This window comes from Loktanella salsilacus (assembly GCF_024206795.1).
GTDB classification, from domain to species: domain Bacteria; phylum Pseudomonadota; class Alphaproteobacteria; order Rhodobacterales; family Rhodobacteraceae; genus Loktanella; species Loktanella salsilacus.
In genome coordinates this window covers 2,492,910-2,512,665 of the sequence record NZ_CP072994.1, presented here as the reverse complement: position 1 = coordinate 2,512,665, position 19,756 = coordinate 2,492,910, and the positions used below count along the sequence as shown (strand labels likewise).

General features: G+C 62.9%; 19 protein-coding genes. 10 read left to right on the top strand and 9 right to left on the bottom strand.

Annotation, left to right across the window (positions count from 1 at the left end):
• The first annotated feature begins 43 nt into the window (after positions 1–43).
• Positions 44–1,012 carry an L-threonylcarbamoyladenylate synthase gene (locus KBW81_RS12205; protein WP_090186863.1) on the top strand — a complete coding sequence of 323 codons (969 nt, stop codon included), beginning with the start codon at positions 44–46 and terminating at the stop codon, positions 1,010–1,012.
• Between the two features lie 43 nt (positions 1,013–1,055).
• Complete coding sequence (locus tag KBW81_RS12200; RefSeq protein WP_254247352.1) at positions 1,056–2,000, top strand: cation diffusion facilitator family transporter; 945 nt, start codon at positions 1,056–1,058, stop codon at positions 1,998–2,000.
• 149 nt (positions 2,001–2,149) lie between these two features.
• Here KBW81_RS12200 and KBW81_RS12195 read toward each other — a convergent pair whose 3' ends face one another.
• The 4 genes from KBW81_RS12195 to ubiA all read right to left on the bottom strand — a co-directional run bounded on the left by KBW81_RS12195 (position 2,150) and on the right by ubiA (position 6,213).
• The gene (locus KBW81_RS12195) at positions 2,150–2,821 is read right to left on the bottom strand and encodes a type 1 glutamine amidotransferase domain-containing protein (protein WP_090186857.1); all 672 of its coding nucleotides are present in this window, start codon (positions 2,819–2,821) and stop codon (positions 2,150–2,152) included.
• Positions 2,822–2,944: 123 nt separating this feature from the next.
• On the bottom strand, positions 2,945–3,259 hold the full coding sequence (locus KBW81_RS12190; RefSeq protein ID WP_090186854.1) for a hypothetical protein: 315 nt from the start codon (positions 3,257–3,259) through the stop codon (positions 2,945–2,947).
• A 16-nt stretch (positions 3,260–3,275) separates the two neighbouring features.
• A complete protein-coding gene (locus KBW81_RS12185) occupies positions 3,276–5,162 on the bottom strand; it encodes an OmpA family protein (RefSeq protein ID WP_254247351.1) in 1,887 nt (628 codons plus the stop codon).
• A gap of 73 nt (positions 5,163–5,235) precedes the next feature.
• Positions 5,236–6,213 (bottom strand): 4-hydroxybenzoate octaprenyltransferase, encoded by a 978-nt coding sequence (ubiA, locus tag KBW81_RS12180; RefSeq protein WP_254247350.1) that lies wholly within the window; start codon positions 6,211–6,213, stop codon positions 5,236–5,238.
• Positions 6,214–6,224: 11 nt separating this feature from the next.
• Here ubiA and KBW81_RS12175 point away from each other — a divergent pair, with 11 nt between their 5' ends.
• The 4 genes from KBW81_RS12175 to KBW81_RS12160 all read left to right on the top strand — a co-directional run bounded on the left by KBW81_RS12175 (position 6,225) and on the right by KBW81_RS12160 (position 9,338).
• Positions 6,225–6,941 (top strand): 16S rRNA (uracil(1498)-N(3))-methyltransferase, encoded by a 717-nt coding sequence (locus tag KBW81_RS12175; protein WP_254247349.1) that lies wholly within the window; start codon positions 6,225–6,227, stop codon positions 6,939–6,941.
• Positions 6,942–7,022: 81 nt separating this feature from the next.
• Positions 7,023–7,541, top strand: coding sequence for a hypothetical protein (locus KBW81_RS12170; protein WP_254247348.1), 519 nt, complete (start codon positions 7,023–7,025; stop codon positions 7,539–7,541).
• A 60-nt stretch (positions 7,542–7,601) separates the two neighbouring features.
• The gene (locus tag KBW81_RS12165) at positions 7,602–8,972 is read left to right on the top strand and encodes a glutamate--cysteine ligase (RefSeq protein ID WP_090186841.1); all 1,371 of its coding nucleotides are present in this window, start codon (positions 7,602–7,604) and stop codon (positions 8,970–8,972) included.
• Between the two features lie 123 nt (positions 8,973–9,095).
• On the top strand, positions 9,096–9,338 hold the full coding sequence (locus tag KBW81_RS12160) for a hypothetical protein (protein WP_254247347.1): 243 nt from the start codon (positions 9,096–9,098) through the stop codon (positions 9,336–9,338).
• Here the strand turns inward: KBW81_RS12160 and plsY are convergent.
• The 4 genes from plsY to KBW81_RS12140 form a co-directional block, all read right to left on the bottom strand.
• Positions 9,335–9,946, bottom strand: coding sequence for a glycerol-3-phosphate 1-O-acyltransferase PlsY (gene plsY, locus KBW81_RS12155; RefSeq protein WP_254247346.1), 612 nt, complete (start codon positions 9,944–9,946; stop codon positions 9,335–9,337). The genes KBW81_RS12160 and plsY overlap by 4 nt on opposite strands.
• A complete protein-coding gene (gene pyrC, locus KBW81_RS12150) occupies positions 9,939–11,234 on the bottom strand; it encodes a dihydroorotase (protein WP_254247345.1) in 1,296 nt (431 codons plus the stop codon). Before pyrC ends, plsY begins: the two co-directional genes overlap by 8 nt.
• An 87-nt stretch (positions 11,235–11,321) precedes the next feature.
• On the bottom strand, positions 11,322–11,843 hold the full coding sequence (locus KBW81_RS12145) for a hypothetical protein (RefSeq protein WP_090186833.1): 522 nt from the start codon (positions 11,841–11,843) through the stop codon (positions 11,322–11,324).
• Between the two features lie 61 nt (positions 11,844–11,904).
• On the bottom strand, positions 11,905–12,855 hold the full coding sequence (locus tag KBW81_RS12140; protein ID WP_254247344.1) for an aspartate carbamoyltransferase catalytic subunit: 951 nt from the start codon (positions 12,853–12,855) through the stop codon (positions 11,905–11,907).
• 143 nt (positions 12,856–12,998) lie between these two features.
• Here KBW81_RS12140 and KBW81_RS12135 point away from each other — a divergent pair, with 143 nt between their 5' ends.
• Entirely contained in the window at positions 12,999–13,793 is a 795-nt protein-coding gene (locus tag KBW81_RS12135) for a uracil-DNA glycosylase (RefSeq protein ID WP_254247343.1), read from the top strand.
• 3 nt (positions 13,794–13,796) lie between these two features.
• Here KBW81_RS12135 and KBW81_RS12130 read toward each other — a convergent pair whose 3' ends face one another.
• Positions 13,797–15,278 (bottom strand): MORN repeat-containing protein, encoded by a 1,482-nt coding sequence (locus tag KBW81_RS12130; RefSeq protein ID WP_411914367.1) that lies wholly within the window; start codon positions 15,276–15,278, stop codon positions 13,797–13,799.
• A 135-nt stretch (positions 15,279–15,413) separates the two neighbouring features.
• Between KBW81_RS12130 and KBW81_RS12125 the strand changes: the two genes are divergently transcribed.
• The 3 genes from KBW81_RS12125 (at position 15,414) to KBW81_RS12115 (ending at position 19,723) form a co-directional block, all read left to right on the top strand.
• On the top strand, positions 15,414–17,072 hold the full coding sequence (locus tag KBW81_RS12125; protein ID WP_254247342.1) for an NAD+ synthase: 1,659 nt from the start codon (positions 15,414–15,416) through the stop codon (positions 17,070–17,072).
• A gap of 373 nt (positions 17,073–17,445) precedes the next feature.
• On the top strand, positions 17,446–18,129 hold the full coding sequence (locus tag KBW81_RS12120; protein WP_090186820.1) for a DUF1236 domain-containing protein: 684 nt from the start codon (positions 17,446–17,448) through the stop codon (positions 18,127–18,129).
• A gap of 133 nt (positions 18,130–18,262) precedes the next feature.
• A complete protein-coding gene (locus KBW81_RS12115) occupies positions 18,263–19,723 on the top strand; it encodes an MFS transporter (RefSeq protein ID WP_254247341.1) in 1,461 nt (486 codons plus the stop codon).
• Positions 19,724–19,756: the final 33 nt, after the last annotated feature.

Sequence of the window (19,756 nt, the reverse complement as noted above, 5' to 3'; positions counted from 1 at the left end):
CGCGGCGGTATGCAGGCGCGATCCTGACCAAGGTAGCCGCACCATGCAATCACGCAATGACAACGCCACGTCAGAAACTGCCGTCTTCCTTGCGGATGATGCGGGGCTGACAAATGCGGCAAAGGTCTTATCCGATGGCGGTTTGGTCGCGTTTCCGACGGAAACCGTCTACGGGCTTGGGGCTGATGCGCGACGCTCTGACGCGGTGGCTGGGATTTATGCGGCCAAGGGACGGCCCAGTTTCAATCCGTTGATCGTACATGTGGCCGATTTGGCCGCGGCAGAGGCATTGGTGACGTTTACCCCGCAGGCTTACCGTTTGGCGCAGGCATTCTGGCCCGGCGCGCTGACGCTGGTGTTGCCGCTCCGGCCGGATGCGGGAATTTCGACACTGGTGACGGCAGGGCTGACGACGCTTGCGGTGCGGGTGCCGGATCATCCGGTGGCGCAGGGCCTGCTGCGGGCCTTTGGTGGACCGGTGGCGGCCCCTAGCGCGAACCCCTCTGGCCGGATCAGCCCGACGACGGCGGCGCATGTGATGGCGGGGCTCGCGGGGCGGATCGGCGGCGTTGTCGATGGCGGTGCCTGCGGTGTCGGCGTTGAATCGACGATTGTTGATGTGACAGGCGATCCGGTCTTGCTGCGCGCCGGCGGCGTCGCGGCAGAGGCGTTAGAGGCCGCTTTGGGCCAGCCTTTGAGCCGCCCAAGCGGCACTGCCGCGATCACCGCGCCGGGGATGTTGGCCAGCCATTATGCGCCGCAGGGCACGGTGCGACTGGATGCGACCCATGCGCGGCCCGGCGAAGTCATGCTGGGGTTCGGCCCCGTCGCGGGCGATTTGACCCTATCGGCGGCGGGCGATCTGGTTGAGGCGGCAACAAACCTATTTGACCGCCTGCACCAGCTGGATGCCATGGGGGCGCAGGCGATTGCAGTTGCGCCTGTGCCAGAGCATGGTCTTGGGGCGGCGATTAATGACCGCTTGCGGCGGGCCGCGGCACCGCGCAGCTGAACCGATGACCGCTTTGCGGCGTTGATGATCAAAGGGGACACATATGGCCGGACATCATCATCACGTCGACCCAAATGCGGGGGACCGCCGCATCGCCGCGGCGGTTGGCGTGAACCTTGCGCTGACCGTGGCGCAGATCATCGGCGGCATCCTGTCAGGCAGCCTCGCGCTGATTGCGGATGCGATCCACAACTTGTCGGACGCCTTGGCGCTGGTGATCGCATTTGGTGCCCGCAAGATTGCGCGCCGCCCTGCGGACGCCAACATGACGTTTGGCTATGCGCGGGCAGAGGTGGTGGCCGCCCTGATCAACTACACCACGCTGATCGTGATCGGACTTTGGCTGGTTTACGAAGGCATCGCCCGCCTGATCACGCCCGAAGGGGTGAACGGATGGCTGGTGATCTGGATTGCAGGCTTTGCCCTGATCATCGACTTGGTGACTGCCGCGCTGACCTATGCGATGAGCAAAGACAGTATGAACATCCGCGCCGCGTTTCTGCACAACGTCAGCGATGCGCTGGGGTCTGTCGGTGTTATTGTCGCTGGTGTGCTGATCCTGACCTTCGGCTGGACGTGGGTCGACCCTGTCGTGACGCTGGGCATTGCGGGCTACATCCTGTGGCAATCCTTTTCCGAAATCGGCCCCGTTATTCGTCTGTTGATGCTGGGCAGCCCGCCAGCGGCAAATGCTGACGCGATCATTGCAGATATGCGCGCGGTGGACGGCGTTGCCGACGTTCACCATGTCCACCTGTGGATGATCGACGAACACCGCAGCGCGGTGAACGCGCATATCGTGGTGGACCTTGGCGCGTGGGGCCGGGCGGATGCGATTAAAAGCGTGGTGCGCCAGTCTTTGACCGTTCATGGCATCGCGCACACGACGCTGGAAATCGAATGTAGCCGCCACGCTTGCCAAGGGGCGGGGCTGATCGGCGATGCCCCTGCCATCGTCCATGATTACGATCACACGCATGGGTTTTAGATCCCCCTTCTTCTGGTTGAAAATACCTTGGGGGTTTGGGGGCAAAGCCCCCAATGGATCGGCTCGGCGTAGCCGAGACGAAACATAACGGCAGGACACGAAAAAGGGGGCCGCAAATCTGCGACCCCCTCCATCTTGAGTAGCCAAACTTAGACGAGCGACATCAACTTCTTAGCCGCTTCTTCGGACGACGCAGGGTTCTGGCCCGTGACCAGCTTACCGTCGGTGACGACGAAAGAGCCCCAGTCGGCGCCTTTTTCGTAGTTGCCGCCGTTGGCTTTCAGCATGTCCTCGACCAGAAACGGTACGACGTCGGTCAGGCCGACGGCGTCTTCCTCGGTGTTCGTAAATCCGGTGACGGTCTTACCTGTGACCAGCGGCTTGCCGTCGATCATGGTGTTTTTAAAGATCGCAGGTGCGTGGCAGACGGCGGCAAGGGGCGTGCCTGCGGTGGTGACGGTTTCGATCAGCTTGATGCTGTCGGCGTCATTTGCCAGATCCCACAGCGGCCCGTGGCCACCGGGGTAAAACACGGCGTCATAGCCGGCGGCGTCGATGGTCGACAGCACATCGGTGTTGGCCAGCGCTTTTTGTGCATCGGCGTCGTCCTTGAATCGGTCAGTCGCAGGGGTCTGCGCGTCTTTGGTGTCGGACGATGGGTCAAGCGGTGGCTGACCGCCCTTGGGGGACGCGATGGTGATATCTGCGCCTGCGTCTTTGAAGACGTAGTAGGGTGCGGCGAATTCTTCGAGCCAGAAGCCAGTTTTCTTGCCAGTATCGCCCAGTTTGTCGTGCGATGTCAGAACCATAAGAATTTTCATGGGGTGTCCTTTCAAAATGCCACGCCCCGCGGCCGGTAAGGCGCAGGGCGTCTATGGGGACTAAACCATTTAAGTGTCTTGTGGTTCCATACTAGGGGACGTGTCGCCACGTCACCCCGCAGATTAGCGCTCTAGCTGGCTGCGGTACTCTTCCGCTTCTTGCCGGGCATCGCGCAAACCGTCCATGGCGGCGCGCAGCTCTGCCTCTGTTTGGGACAGCTGATTGGTGATCTCAGCCTCGCGTTGTTGCAGATAGGTGATGGCCTGGTCGCGGGTTTCTTCGGCCTCGTGCAGGGCCTGCGCCATGCGGTCAAGCTCTCCGATCTCGGCCTTGGTGACGCGCGTGGCGCGGTTGACCAACCAACTGGCAAACCAGCCAAGGACGAAAGCGACAAAAAGGATGATCGCCGTGGCGACGATGAATTCGGTGCGGTTCACGGGGCGGTCCTGACTGTCATTCGTTCGTCTCATTCGCTGTTTCAGAGGTGGCTTCAGACTCGGCGGCGACGTCGTCCAGCGTTGTCGTCTCTTCTTCGGTTTTGGTCAAAGAGAATGCGATGCGGCGGTTTGCTTCGCGCCCGTCGGCGGTGTCGTTATCGGCAATAGGATCGGCTTCACCATAGCCGATGGCGGTGAAGGTCGCGATGGGGATGCGGCGGACGCGCAGGGCGGTCAGCACGGCATCGGCGCGGGTTTGGGACAGCTCTTGGTTCATCTCTTCGCCGCCTTGGCTGTCGGTATAGCCCGCGATTTGCAGGCGAATATCGGGGCAGCGCTGCAAGATTTCGGCGATGTCATCGACGATGGGCTGCGAATCCGATGTCAGCGTGGCAGAGCCGGGATCAAAGCCGATTTTGCGTCCCTCGGTTACGTTTTCGATATTCGCGATGCATTCGTCTGGCGTCGGCAGGCCCGCGGACGGATCAAGTTCCTTGACGTAGGTGATGTCCAAATCCGCCTCTGCGGTTTGGCCCAGTTTGCTGATCAGCAGGTTGGTTACGATCGCAGGCGCGTTGGCGTTGCCGGTGTTACCTTTGACGGTCACAAGGTCAGGCGTCACAGAGACGCTGCCGTTTTTCAACTGGGCCAGCACTTCGATCCCGGCAAGGACACGCATGGACCAGTCCTGCGGCAGATCGCCCGTAACGCGGGTGCCCATGGTGACATTGGTCGCGCCAAATTTGGCCGCTGCGTAGTTTTCGGCGGTCATGTTGGACAGATCGTCCGTCATCCGGCCGCGCAGTTGCACAGCGCCTTCGGGGCTGCGCAGGGCGGTGAATGTGGGTGGTCCGTCGGCTGTCGCCTCTGGTGGGCGGGGCAGGTCGGTGGACAGGGCGTAAACGTCCGGCAGGGCATTTTCTAGCACGCCCGTGATGCGGTCAAAGGTGTCCTGATCGGTGGTCTCTAGGCCGACGAGCGTGATGTCGGTGTCAGCCAGCGTGACGGTGCCGCCGCCGATGTCCGTCACGGCCTTGATCGCCAGCGCGGCGGCACGGCCCCACGTGCGCGATGGCACGCCAAGCGCCTGCACGCAGGTAGATCGCCCGGTATAGCCAGCGGCGATGGCGGCTTCCATGATCTGCTGTTCGGTGGCGGGGCTGTCGGCAGCGCAGGCGGCAAAGCGTGCGCCGTCATCGTCCTGCGTAAAGCGGATGGTATAGGGAGAGATCACCGGGCGCGGCGCAGTGATGCGCACTTGGCGGCGGACGCCTTGCGGCACATTGCGGGCCAGCGCGGTTTCAAAGTCGGCTTTTTGCGTTGCGCTGTCGGCGATGGCGGTGATCGCGATGCGGCCATCCGACACCGAAATCTTGGACCGCGGCAGCAGGTCCAGCGCGCGCAAGGCATAGGTCATAGCGTCGCGCCATGAGTCCGGCACGGGGTAGTCCGCGGTTTCCAGCAGGTCGGTCACGGTCAGGCCGCGTGCGATCTGGGTGATGCGGGCGTCCAGCGCCTCGCGGTCGGTGGCTGTCGGGATCAGGCCGATGATTGATACACCGCTATCGCCGCGCAAAATTTCGACGGCAAAATCGGGGGCGGCGATGCCTGCGGTATCAACGACGGACATGTTGTCGATCACGCGGCTGGCGTCCACGACCCGCCCTGCGGTGGAGATGGCGCGAAAGCGGGCGGCCTCTGTCGGGGCTTCGCCTTCGATGATGACTTGCAGACCGTCGCCCAGCACGCTGGCCCAAGGCATCTGCGCGTCAACAAGGTCCTCTTGGACGGACATGACCGACACATCCTCTACGATGGCGACGGTCGCGCGGGCGGCAAGGGTGCAGGCGATGGCGGCGATGACAAAGACGCCGATGCGCAAAAACAGGTGTGACAGACGCATGGGTCGTGGAATCCTTGGACTTGGTCTGGACGTGATCTGAAAGTGGTCTAAGCGCAGGGGCGGCTGGACGCAATCACACCAGCAGCGCGACGGCGAAAAACGGCAAAGGCAAAAGGCCCGCGTTACGGTTGGACCGGAACAGCATCAGCAAGCTTGCCGTGTCATTCGGGCGGAACCGCGTCAGTTGCCATGTCAGGTGCCATGCCAGCGCCCAAGGGCCCAGCAAAGCGATCAGCAGGGACGGCAGGCTGCGGTCGATCGTGGCACCAATCACGGCGAGGCCTAGTAAAAACAGGGTGCCAACAAGGAAACCGCGCAGCCACATCGGGCTGTTGTCGCCGAATAGGCGGGCGGTGGATTTCACGCCGATCAGGGCGTCGTCCTCTGTGTCTTGGTGGGCGTAGATGGTGTCATAGAACAGCGTCCAGCTGATGCCAGCGACGTAAAGCGCGACAGCGGGCCAGCCCAGCGATCCGGTATGCGCCGTCCACAGCAGCAGCGCGCCCCAGTTGAACGCAAGGCCAAGGAACACCTGTGGCCACCACGTAAAGCGCTTGGCAAAGGGATAGATCGCAACAGGGATCAGCGCCGCGATACCTAGGGCGATGGCGGCCAGCGGCATGGTCAGCAGAATCGCGAATGCGACAGCGCATTGCGCGACCATCCATGCCAGCGCCTGTTTGACCGTGACCGCGCCAGACGGAATGGGCCGCGAGCGTGTGCGCGCAACAGAGCCGTCGATGTGGCGGTCGGTGATGTCGTTCCACGTGCAGCCCGCGCCGCGCATCAAGGCCGCCCCAATGGCAGAGCCTGCGATCAGCCAGACGTCGAAGGCGGTAAAGCTGTTCGTCGCCAGCGCCGCCAGCGCAATCGCCCACCAACAGGGCAGCAGCAGCAGCCATGTGCCGATGGGGCGATCAAGGCGCGACAGGCGCAAATAAGGTCGCCACGATTGCGGCGCACGGGTGTCGACCCAGTTTCCGGCGCTATCGGCGACACGGCCTGCGGCATTGGTGGTCGCTGCCTCTGGTGTCCGGGTGGTCTGGTGCATATGTTCTGCTCATGGCATCAAAAATTCGCCTTTTTGTAGAGCACCCCTTGGGGGAAGGGCAAACGGTTCCTCTGGATAAGGACCGTGCGCTGTATCTTTTTGCCGTGATGCGGCTGTCCGTGGGTGATGTGCTGACGTTGATTAACGGGCGTGACGGTGCGTGGGATGCACAGGTCGTCGAAGGGTCCAAGCGGGGCGGCGTCCTGCTGGTGCAGGCACAAACCGCGCCGCAGATTGCGCCGCCGGACCTGTGGCTGATCTTTGCCCCGATCAAAAAGGTGCGCACCGATTTCATCGTCGAAAAGGCGGTGGAACTGGGCGTGGCGCGTATTTTGCCCGTTGTGACAGATTTCACGAATGAAAAGGCGCGTCAGGACAAGTTGCAGGCCCATGCGGTCGAGGCGGCAGAGCAATGCGGCGGCACCTATGTGCCCGACGTGGCCGAGGTCACGAAATTGTCAGCTGTGCTGGATGGTTGGGGCGATCGGCGGATTTTGTTCTGCGACGAAGGCTTGGTTGGCACGGCCGCGAATCTGGCCAGCCTGACGCCCGGACCTTGGGCCGTGCTGATCGGACCAGAGGGCGGCTTTTCGGACAGTGAGCGCGCGCGGCTGCATGCGATGCCGCAGGCGCAGGCGATCAGTCTGGGGCCGCGGATTTTGCGCGCCGATACGGCGGCGGTCGCTGCATTGACGCTGTGGCAGACGACGCTGGGGGACTGGCAGTGAGGCTGCTGCAAAGCCGATCATTGGGCGAAAAATCAGAAGGCCGCAGACGCGGGCGGCACTGTGAAACAGAAGGGCAAGCGCATGGCTGAGTTTTTGAGGCCGCAGGCGCGGGCGACCCTGTGGCGCTGGCGAGAGGTCTTATTTGCAGGGGCTTTGGCAGCATTGGGCCTGTGGTGGGCGCTGGGCAGCTTTGGTCTGGTCAAGTGGATCGGCATCGTTCTGGTTCTGCTGGCGGTCGCGATCGCAGCGGCTGGCGTGCAGCGCGCGCGGTTCCGCCAAGATGGGCAGGGGCCGGGAATTGTCATGCTGGACGAGCGGCGTTTGGTCTACATGGGGCCGCTGACGGGCGGCGCGATGGATGTCGCGGATCTGACCCGGTTAGAGCTGGAACCCGCCGCCATGCCGCGCCCGCATTGGGTGCTGACGGGCGTGGGCGGGCAGGCGCTGGCTATTCCAGTGAACGCGGAAGGGGCTGAGACGTTGTTCGATGTCTTCGCCGCTTTGCCGGGGATTCGCAGCGGTTCGGTCCTAGATGTGCTGGAACGCACACCCGGTGCGCGGGTGACCGTGTGGGAAAAGGAACGAACGCTCTTGCATTGACGCAAGGGGTGGGTCACGCCAGATACTCTGTGAAACCCGCGCGATGAAAAGGCTGCCCTTATGTCCATTCCCCAAACCGGTGGCGGCCCCATCGAAAGCCATGATCAACTGGCAGAGATGCTGTCCAAGGGCTGTAAGCCCAAGGATCAATGGCGTATCGGCACAGAACACGAGAAATTCGGCTATATCAAAGCGACCAACATGCCGCTGCCCTATGAGGGCGACGTCGGCATCAAGGCGATGCTGGAAGGGCTGGAGCAGCGATTCGGCTGGGACCGCGTTGAAGAAGGCGGCAAGATCATTGGCCTGACCAAGGACGGTGCGAATGTGTCGCTAGAGCCGGGCGGTCAGCTAGAGCTGTCAGGTGCGCCGCTTGAGACGATCCACCAGACCTGCGATGAAGTGAACCACCATCTGGCGCAGGTCAAAGAGATCGCGGACGAGATGGGCGCAGGCTTTATCGGTCTGGGCGCAGCGCCTGAATGGACGCACGAGCAGATGCCGCTGATGCCCAAGGGGCGTTACAAACTGATGGACGCCTATATGGGCACCGTTGGCACGCATGGCACGCAGATGATGCGGCGGACCTGCACGGTTCAGGTGAACCTGGATTTCAGCTCTGAAGTCGACATGGTGCAAAAGCTGCGGGTGGCGATTGCCCTGCAGCCTGTCGCGACCGCGCTATTCGCGAATTCGCCTTTCTTTGAGGGCAAGCCGAACGGCCACAAGTCTTGGCGTTCGCGCGTCTGGCGGGGGCTTGACGACTCGCGCACCGGCATGCTGCCTTGGGTGTTCGAGGATGGCATGGGGTTCGAGCGTTGGGTGGACTGGGTCCTCGATGTGCCGATGTATTTTGTCTACCGCGACGGTAAGTATATCGACGCGCTGGGCCAGTCGTTCCGCGATTTCCTGAAGGGCGAGCTGCCTGCACTGCCGGGCGAGAAGCCATTGCTGAGCGATTGGGCTGACCATCTGACAACGGTCTTCCCCGAGGCGCGGATCAAGCAATTCATCGAGATGCGCGGTGCTGACGGTGGCCCATGGCGGCGTCTGTGTGCGCTGCCGGCGTTCTGGGTTGGTCTGACTTATGACCAAGGCGCGCTGGATGCGGCATGGGACCTGTGCAAGGACTGGACCGCAGAGCAGCGTCAGGCGCTGCTGGTGGCGTCGAGCGTGGACGGGTTGCAGGCCAAGGTGGACGGCATCGATATGCACCAGTTGGCGAAGGCCTGTGTGGATATCGCCCATGGCGGATTGAAGGCGCGGGCCAAGCCCGGTGCAGGCGGTTTGGTTGCGGATGAGACGCATTTCCTGAATGCGCTGCAGGAAAGCGTCGAGACGGGCCAGGTGCCTGCGGACGAGCTGCTGGCCAAGTACCACGGTGAGTGGGGCGGTGATCTGAGCAAAATCTATCCGGAATATTCTTATTGAGAGGTTGGCTGGGGGCTCTGCCCCCGGCTACGCCTCCCCCGAGGTATTTTAGACCAGAAGAAGAGGAGGCGTGCCAGTTTGGGCGCGCCTTTATTTTGCCGCAATTGCGGTGAAGGTGGCAGAATGATTGCAGCGTTTTTGTTTAAGCGGATTGCGCCGGTCGCGTTGATTGCGGGACCTTTGGCGCTGGGGCTGCCGGTCAAGGCGGGCGGCGCTTTTGTGCTGGGCGCGTTGGCGGGGCTGGCTGTGGTGCTGCCCTTTGCGCTGGCGCTGCGGCTTGTGAACCTACGCATGGTGCTGGGCTGGCCGCTGTGGCTGCTGGGGGCAGCGCTGCGCCTGCTTTGGCGCGGGCGCAGGATTATTTAGCTTTTCGCGCCGATCTTAGGCTCGGTCCCTTTGCGCAGGCGGGCGATATTGGCCCAGTGGCGCAGGTAGATCAGGATCGCGAGCACGGTGGCGAGTGCGAACAGGTCGCCGCGGCCGATCAGCACCAGCACGATGGGCGTCCAGCCTGAGGCGAGCAAGGCCGCGAGGGACGAGATTTTGCCGAATTTGGCGGTCAGTCCCCAGATGGCGCAGGCGATCAGGCCTGCCAGTGGCTCGAGCGCCAGCATGATGCCAAGGAAGGTTGCCACACCTTTGCCGCCGCGAAAGCCAAGCCAGACAGGGAAGCAGTGGCCGATCAGGGCGGCCAGCGCGGCCAGTTGCACGGCGTCATAGGAGGAGGCAAAGGCGCTGGCGAGCAGCACAGCGATGGCCCCTTTCAGCGCGTCACCCAGCAGGGTCAGGGCAGCGGCGCGTTTGTTGCCGGTGCGCAGCACATTCGTGGCCCCGATATTGCCAGAGCCGATTGTGCGCAGATCGCCGAGGCCCATGACGCGGGCGAGGATGACGCCCGTCGGGATAGAGCCGAGCAGGTAACCGATAGCGCCCCAAAGCAGCAGCATGGCGACGGGTGAGGAAATATCAGGCATCAAAGCCTCCTTGAACGTGGGTGCCAGCGACACAGGTGCCCCCGACCCATGTACCGATCACGCGCCCTTGCAGGCGGGCGCCGTCGAACGGGGTATTCTTGGATTTTGACAGAAGTGTGGCGCGGTCGAGCACGAAAGGTGCATCGGGGTCGAAGAGCACCAGATCGGCGGGGGTACCCGGCGTCAGGCGGCCTGCGGGCAGGTTCAGCAGGTGCGCCGGGTTCAGCGTGAGGGCGCGAAACAGGCGCGGCAGGGTGATCTGGCCCGCGTGCACCAAACGCAGCGCGGCGGGGAGCAATGTTTGCAGCCCAACAGCGCCAGCGGCGGCGTGTTCAAACGGTAGGCGTTTGGATTCCTCGTCCTGCGGCGTGTGCATAGAGCACACGATGTCGATCAGCCCCTCGGCTAGCGCGTTGATGACGGCTTGGCGGTCATCCTCTGACCGCAGCGGCGGGGTCAGTTTAAAGAAGGTGCGGTAGTCGGCGACATCCATGTCGTTCAGCGTCAGGTGGTGGATGCTGATGCCAGCGGTGATTTTCAGGCCGTTCCGCTTGGCCCGTTCTAGCGCGGGCAGGGCGCGGGCGGTGGTGATCTGGTCGGCATGATAGCGCGCGCCGGTCATTTCCAGCAGGGCGATATCCCGGTCAAGACCCATGCGTTCCGCCATGGGCGACACGGCAGGCAACCCGCGCAGCGATGCGAATTTGCCGCTGGTGACGCAGGCCCCGGCAGACAGGCCCGGGTCCTGGGGGTGGCCGATGACCAATGCGCCAAGGCTGCGGGCATAGGTCAGGGCGCGGGAGAGGACTTTGGTATCCGTGACGACGTGATCGCCATCGGTAAAGGCGACAGCGCCTGCGTCGAGCAGGAAACCGATCTCGGTCATCTCTCGGCCTTCGCGGCCCTTTGTCAGGGTCGCCATGGGCAGAACGTTGACGCAGGCCTCGACCTCGGCCCGGCGGCGGACGAACTCCAGCGCCTCTGGCGTGTCGATGGGGGGAGCGGTGTCGGGGCGGGTGACGATGGTGGTAACGCCGCCAGCGGCTGCGGCGCGGCCTGCAGAGCGGAAGGATTCCTTGTGCCGCTCGCCCGGTTCAGAGACTTTGACGCCGATGTCGATAATGCCAGGGGCGAGGCACGCGCCGTCGCAATCAATCACAGTGGCCCCCGCTGGGGCACCGGCGTTCAGGGCCGTGATCAGGCCGTCCTGCACGGTCAAGGTACCGACATCGTCGGTCAGTGCGACCGGGTCGATCAGGCGGGCGTTTATAAAATGTAGGGTTGTCATGCGGTCCTGCGTCTTGCGGCGGTCGGGCAAGGTGTAGGGAGCGCGGGCAGCAGGGTCAATCTTTGCCGCATGTTTCGGGGAATGTGGTTAGCTGGCCACCCAGATCATCAGGGCGACAAGCGCAAAGAGGACCAGCAGCGCGATGGTAGCAACGCGGCCTGACATCGCGGCGTTGCTGGGCGGCGCTTTGCTGCCGGTCACGGTACCAGTCGCGGCGTCTGATGTCAGCGGTGCGGCGGGTGCGGTCAGGCGGGCGGGCGCGCCCGTCGTGGTGACGTGTGTGACCTGCGGTGCAAGGGTTAGGGTCACGTCGCGGCCCGCGCTGGCGCGGGACATGATCAGGACGGCGATGCCATGCAAATCGCGCAGGGCCGGATCGACAGCAGCCTCTGGCGGGATGTCATAGCCTTGGTTCAGGTAGTCGAGCAGGGTCAGCCCCGACAGATCGCGGGTGTCAACGACGTCGATATAGGTCGGGTCAAGCGTATCGGTGCCGAAGAGCGCCAAGAGCGCCTCTGGCGTGCGATCAGAGAGGCCTTCGGGCAGGGGGTCCGTGACTTTGAAGACGCGGATCAGGCCGTGGTCGTTCGCGGGGATGGTCAAGGTCATGCGGCAAGCTCCGTTTAGCGTGTAAGAGGGCAACCGCGCAGGGGCGGGACTGGTTCCCGGATCAGGCGGCGGCTTCTGCGCGGGCGGCGCGCAGGTTGCGGGCCAGCAGGTCCATCGCGGCCATGCGGACAGCGACGCCCATTTCCACCTGCGTTTGAATGACAGAGCGGTTGATGTCGTCGGCGATGGTTCCGTCGATTTCAACGCCGCGGTTCATCGGGCCGGGGTGCATGACGATGGCGTCGGGCTTGGCGCGGGCCAGTTTGGCTGCGTCAAGGCCGTAGCGGTGGAAATATTCCCGCTCTGACGGGATAAACCCGCCGTCCATGCGTTCCTTTTGCAGGCGGAGCATCATCACGACGTCGACGTCCTGCAGACCCTTTTCCATATCATCGAACACCTCGACCCCGAATTCACCGATGCCGGCTGGCATCAGGGTCGGCGGGGCGATCAGGCGGACGCGGTTTTCCATTTTGCCGAGTAGCATGATGTTGGACCGGGCGACGCGGGAATGGGCGATGTCGCCGCAGATCGCGATGGACAGGCGGTGCAGGCGCCCTTTGGCGCGGCGGATGGTGAGGCCGTCAAGCAGGGCCTGCGTGGGGTGTTCGTGGCGGCCGTCGCCCGCATTCAGCACCGCGCCATTCACCTTTTGCGCCAGCAGATCGACCGCGCCAGAGGACGGATGCCGCACAACCAGCAGGTCGGGGTGCATGGCGTTCAGGGTCAGGGCCGTGTCGATCAGGGTTTCGCCCTTTTTGACGCTGCTGGACTGCATCGCCATGTTCATTACATCCGCGCCCAGCTTTTTGCCAGCAAGTTCAAAGCTGGCTTGGGTGCGGGTGGAGTTTTCAAAGAACATGTTGATCTGGGTCATGCCTGCCAGCACGTCGCGGTGGGTTTTGCCGGCGCGGTTGTCGGTGGCGTATGTGTCGGCCAGATCGATCAGGGTTGTGATCTCGTCCGGGGCCAGATGTTCGATGCCCAGCAGGTGGCGTGCGCGGAATGACATGATGGCTCTCCTTCTTGATGGCGGTGGTTATAGGCGGGCGCGGGATGGGGGGCCAGCCCCCCCGGCTGCGCCGTCCCCCCGAGATATTTTTGACCAGAAGAAGGGGACTGCGTTCCGCCTTTGGCTGGGGTAGAGTGAGGCCTATGGAATCAAGTGAGACATATTGGGCCGAGGTTGCCTTGCTCGACTGGCAAGTGGCCTTGGGCGCGGATGAGGCGATTGGCGATGTGCCCGTCGATCGCTATGCGCTGGAAGCCGTGGCGGCGAAGGCTGCGCCAGTGAAGCTTGCCCCCGGTACGCGGCCACCGCCGCCGCCGATCCCGGTGCCCGAAAAATTCGATGCCGTGGCGCTGGCGCGCGAGGCGGCTGAGGCAGCGGCAGATTTGGCGGCGCTGGCGGCGGCGCATGAGGGATTCGAGCTGTGCGCGCTGAAGCGCGGTGCGCGCAACTTTGTCGGGGCCGAGGGGCACATGGCCGCGCGGGTCATGGTGATTGGCGATGCGCCGGGCCGGGCCGAGGATCAGGCGGGACGTCCCTTTGTTGGGCCGCAGGGCGCGTTGCTGGACCGGATGCTGGGGGCGATTGGGCTGGACCGGACGTCCGAGGCCGCGGCGCAGGCGGCTTATGTCATGCATGTGATGCCTTGGCGCACGGCGGGGGCGGGCATGCCGCTGGCGGATGATCTGGCGATGATGCTGCCGTTTGTGCAGCGGCATATCGCGCTGGTGCAGCCGGATGTTGTCGTCTGTATGGGCAATGCGGCCTGTCAGGCCTTGCTGGGACGCGCCGGCATTACGCGGATGCGCGGGCAGTGGGCCGAGGTAATGGGCCGCCCCGCGCTGCCGATGTTTTCGCCAGACATGCTGCTGGGCCAGCCGGCGGCCAAGCGCGAGGCTTGGGCCGACCTGCTGGCGCTGAAGGCGCGGCTGCGGGGCTAAGGTTTAGTTGGCGGGCGCAGGTTCTGCCGGGGCGGTGTCAATATTGACGGGCGCGTCGCCGTTGACGGGTGCCTCTTCCGCGGTCGCGGGCTCTGGCGCGGGGGCCGGTGTTAGCAGGGCGCCGTCGGCCCAATCGCCTGTGGTTTCAGTGCCTGTAGCATAACGCATGGTGCCGGGGCCTTCGCGGCGGCCGCGCACAAATGCGCCCTCGTAGACGTCGCCGTTGGCGTAGGTCGCGACGCCCTTGCCGCTGATTTCGCCGTCTTGCCATTCGCCAGCATAGACGAAGCCATCGGGCAGGGTGATCGTGCCGGTGCCGTGGCGCTGGCCGTTCAGGAATTCACCCTCGTACACCGTGCCGTCAGCATAAGTCGCCGTGCCCATGCCGTTGCGCTGCCCGTCCGCCCAGCTACCCGCGTAGGTATAGCCGTCGGGGTAGGTCATGGTGCCGGTGCCTTCGTTCTTGGCATTCACAAAGTCGCCGTCATACACAAGGCCGTTGGCATAGGTCGCAACTCCGCGCCCGTCGATGACGCCATTGGTCCATGCCCCGTCATAGGTCGAGCCGTCGGCGTAGGTGATTTTGCCCGTGCCATTTGCCAGATCGGCGGTGAAGGCACCGACGTAAACCGCGCCGTCGGGATAGGTGACTTCGCCCATGCCGTCGATCTGGCCGTCTTTCCAGTCGCCGCTGTAGCGATAGCCGTCCGTGCCGGTAAAGGTGCCCGTGCCATTGCGGCGGTCATCGGTAAAGCTGCCGTCATAGATATCGCCGTTGGCATAAGTGACTTTGCCGGTGCCGTCGCGTTTGCCGGCAGCAAGGTCGCCTTCGTAAATGTCGCCATTGGGCTGGATCAGTTTGCCCGTGCCTTGGATTTGGCCATCGACCCAGGTGCCCTCGTAGATCAGGCCGTCTTTCATGGTCAGGGTACCGGTCCCGTCACGCTCTCCTGCTTTCAGCGCGCCTTCATAGATGGCGCCGTCGGGATAGGTGACGCGGCCGACGCCTTCTTTGACGCCATTGATCCAGGGGCCAGTGTATTCATAGCCGTCGGGGCTGCGCATGGTGCCGGTGCCGTGGTGCATCGCGTTGCGGAATTCGCCTTCGTACACGACGCCATTGGCATAGCGGGCGATGCCGCGGCCGGTGATGTTCCCCTCGAGCCAGTCGCCCTCGAATGTGCCGCCGTCAGCAAAGGTAATCTTGCCGGTGCCATCGGGTTTGCCTGCGGCAAATGTGCCCTCGTAGATTGAGCCATTGGGGAAGGTCGCAGATCCGGTGCCGCTGATTTCGCCCGCCACCCAGTTGCCGGTATAGCTGTAGCCATTGGGCAGGGTGTAGGTGCCCGTGCCATGCTGTTTGCCGTTCAGGAATGCGCCTTCATATACGCCGCCGTCGTCGTATTGCTTGGTTTCCACGGTCTGTGCCGTAGCTGCCCCCGCAAGGGTCATTGCCAAGAGTGCTGCCGTTGCAAAACGCGTCATGGGGAGTCCTGTGATTGCCTCAGAACCGGAGGGTAAAGAAACCCTGGGCCGCAGGCAACGGGGCAAGCGGGGCGGCGGCGGGTTTCCCTTGGGCGGATATCTGCTATTTGCAGTCCAAACCCGGAGATATCGCCCATGACTGACACCTATCGCATCACCTTGGCGCAGCTGAACCCAACCGTTGGGGACTTGGCAGGCAATGCCGCAAAGGCGCTGGACGCGTGGCGGCAGGGGCGTGATGCGGGGGCGCAGATGGTTGCGCTGCCAGAGATGTTCATCACGGGGTATCAGACGCAGGATTTGGTCCGGCGCAACGCCTTCATTCTGGATGCCGTCGCGGCGATTGAAAAACTGGCAGCGGCTTGCGCTGACGGTCCCATCTTGATGATTGGCGGACCGGCGGTCGAGGGCGTGAAGCTGCACAACTGCTATTACATGCTGCAAGGCGGCAAGATCGCAGGGCGTGCGGATAAGTTTTTCCTGCCCAACTATAATGTCTTTGACGAGGTGCGCCTGTTCAGCCGGGGCGCGATCCACGGTCCCTTTGCCACGCAAGGCCCGCGCATTGGCACGCCAATTTGCGAGGATGCCTGGTATCCTGACGTAGCAGAGGCGCAGGTCGAAAGCGGGGCAGAGGTGCTGCTTGTCCCCAACGGGAGTCCCTATTTCCGCGACAAGTTCAACATTCGCCTGAACAATATGGTTGCCCGCGTGATCGAAAATGACGTGCCGCTGATCTATGTGAATATGGTCGGCGGGCAAGACGATCAGATGTTCGATGGTGGATCGTTCGTGCTGAACCGGGGCGGCAAGCTGGCGTTGCAGATGCCAATCATGGAAGAGGCGATTGCCCACGTCGATCTGATCCGCGAGGGCGGTGCTTGGGTCGCGGCCGAGGGCGCGAAGGCGCATCACCCAGACAGCCATGAGCAGGACTATCGCGCGATGGTGGAAACCCTGCGCGATTATTGCGGCAAGACCGGTTTCAAAAAGGTGCTGCTGGGTCTGTCTGGCGGGATCGACAGTGCGATTGTCGCCGTGATTGCGGCTGACGCGCTGGGGCCGGACAATGTGCGCGGCGTGATGCTGCCCAGCAAATACACCTCTCAGGCTTCTTTGGATGATGCGCAGGGGGTCGTGGATGCGCTGGGCTGTGCCTTTGACACGGTGCCGATTTCCGGGCCTGTTGACGCGGTGGGCACGGCGTTGGCCCCGCTGTTTGACGGGCTCGCGCCCGATCTGACCGAAGAGAATATCCAAAGCCGGATGCGCGGGCTGCTGCTGATGGCGCAGTCGAACAAGTTTGGCGAGATGCTGCTAACCACTGGCAATAAGTCAGAGGTCGCAGTGGGTTATGCCACAATTTACGGTGATATGGCGGGCGGCTATAACCCGATCAAGGATCTGTATAAAACACGGGTGTTCGACATTTGCCGCTGGCGCAATGCCAACCACCGTCCGTGGATGAAGGCCCCTGCGGGGGAAATGATCCCTGTCAGCATTATCGACAAGCCGCCCAGTGCAGAGCTGCGGCCCGATCAGCGCGATGACGACAGCCTGCCGCCCTATGACATCCTTGACGGCATCCTGACGATGCTGGTCGATGACGAATCCAGCGTCGCGGATTGCGTCGCTGCGGGCTACGACAGGGCCACGGTCAAGAAGGTCGAGCATCTGGTTTATATCAGCGAATACAAACGCTTTCAGTCGGCCCCCGGCACGCGGTTGTCGCGCCGGGCGTTCTGGCTGGATCGCCGCTATCCCATCGTAAACCGCTGGCGCGACAACGGATAACGGACGACGACCTGATCGTTCACGCGGTATCGAACCCCGGTACGGCGCTGTGCGGGGTGGGCTGCCAAAAGCGCGGGTTTCGCCTTGGTTTCGAATGCTTCGGACAAAGAGCAGGCATGGCGCGTGGCGCGGCAACCCGCGGGCCGGTGATGTTTTGCGCGCGGGCTGTGGTCTGCTGGCGTGCAGCGACAAGCCTTTCTGCCAACGCCTTGCGATTGTTGCCGAAATCAAGGTCCGGTTTGGGCGGATAGCCGCCTGCACCCCGTTTGGCCACGGAACGATTGGCCACTGCCGCGCATTTCATTCCCAGAACGCCGTCTTGTTAAGTAGTATCGATCATCGGTGCAGCGGGACGGCCTAAAGGAAGACTCGCATGAAACTGACAACACTCACAATCGCCTCTGCCATCGCTTTGACCGCAGCTGTTCCTGCCTTTGCGCAGACCACCTCTGCCAAGGCTGGCGCAGAACTGACGGTGCGGACCGATCCGACCATCGCAGCACCAATCACGGGCGTGCTGGCCTTGAACGAAGAGGTCACAATCGAAGGCTGCCTGGAAGACGTCAGCTGGTGCAAGGTCACTGCTGCGGACGCAGAAGGCTGGGCATCGGGCCAGTACCTGTATGTTGAAGACAACGCCAACGCCGTGCCGCTGGTCGACATGGCCGGCAACCCAGAAGAGCTGGTGATCATCACGCAGACCGAAGAAGGTGTGTCGCAAGGCGACCAGAACGGCGCAGCCGTCGCGACCGCCACGGTCGGTGCATTGACCGCCTTCGCACTGGGCGGCCCCGTGGGTGCCATCGTGGCCAGCGGTATCGCTGGGACAGCCGTCGGCGCAGCAGCGGTTGAACCCACACCAGATACGCTGACCTATGTTGCGGCGAACCCGGTTGATACGGTCTATCTGGACGGCGAAGTCGTTGTGGGCGCGATCGTCCCCGCAGAGATCACGACCTTTGAGGTGCCACAGCCAGAGTACCGTTACCTGAACGTGAACAACCTGCCAGTTCTGGTCGACGCTGAAACCGGCACAATCGTTCAGATCATTCGCTAAAACGATCTGATATTGCACTAAATTTGGGCCCCGCATTATGATGCGGGGCCCTTTTTGATGGGGAAGGCGTTGGCGCTTGGACATTGTCTGGCGCAGGGCTAGATCGAACTTGTCACAGATCAGGAAGCCCAAGATGAACGCGACGAATGATGATACCCCGCTGGCCGGGCGATGGTTTGCCATGGCGGCATTGCTGGTTGCGGGTTTCATGAACCTGATCGACGTGACCATCGTCAACGTAGCGATCCCGTCGCTGCAGGACGCCTTTGGCGCGACGGACAGCCAGATCGAATGGGTCGTGGCGATTTATATCCTGACCTTTGCGCTGTTGCTGCTGCCGATGGGGCGACTGGGCGACCGGGTCGGGCGGCGGCGGATGTTCATCGCGGGTGTGTGCGTGTTCACCTTCGGCTCTGCGCTATGCGGGCTGGCCCCGTCGATTTATACGCTGGTCGCGGCGCGGGTGGTGCAGGGGATTGGCGGCGCGATGATGACGCCGCAGACGCTGGCGATTGTGCCCTCGCTCTTTGCGCCCAAGGAACGCGGGCTGGCCTTTGCGCTGTTCGGGCTGTCGGCAGGCCTTGCCAGCGTGACAGGGCCGGTGCTGGGCGGGTTCTTGATTGGTGCGGATATTCAAGGACTTGACTGGCGGCCGATCTTTTTGGTGAACGTTCCGGTCGGCATCATCGCCGTGATCGGCGCGCTAAAGTTTGTACCTAATCTGCCCGGCAATAAGGGGCTAGAGGTCGACTTTGTCGGGATCGGCCTTGCGGCCATTACCACGCTACTGGTGATGTTCCCCCTGATTGAGGGGCGTCAGGTCGGCTGGCCGCTGTGGATTTTCGCGATGATGGCGTCCGCGCTGCCGATGCTGTGGGTCTTTGTCTGGTGGCAACGCCGCCGGGCTGCAATGGGGCAGGCGCAACTGCTGCCGGTGGCCTTGTTCCGCAACCGCAATTTCATGGTCGGCACTGGGATCGTCATGTTACTGTTTGCGGGCATTCCGGGGTTTTTCCTTGTGCTTGCGATCCTGCTGCAAGTCGGAAACGGCTTCACACCGTTGCAATCTGGTCTGACAACAATCCCGTTTTCGATTGGTGTGCTGACAGCATCAATCGCGGCGGGGCGATTGGGCAACCGCTTTTTGCGGCCCCGGATCAGCATGGGAGGCGCGTTGCTGGCCAGCTGCATGATTTTGCTGCCCTTTGTGACCCCACAAGAGGCCGGAGAGATCAGCCGCAACGCATTCATGATCCCCTTGTTCATGGGCGGGCTGGGGCTTGGCACGGCAATATCGCCGCTGTTCAACACGGTGCTGGGGCAGGTGACGGACGCGGATACCGGCTCTGCCTCTGGTGCGCTGCAGTCGTTTCAGCAGCTCGGCGGTGCCTTGGGAATTGCGGTTATGGGGCAGCTGTTCTTTGCCCATGTCACCAGCGGTTTGCAGGCAGGAGAGGGGAAGGTCGCGGTCTATTCGGACGCGTTGCAACTGGCGCTGCTGTTTTCAACGGTGTCCTTCGTCGCTTTGGCGCTTTTGGTGTGGCGTTTGCCAGCCCCGGGGGCGTCAAAACTGGACAAACCGCAGGCGGCATGACACAGCAGGGGCAAAGATAAAGGACGTCGCCCC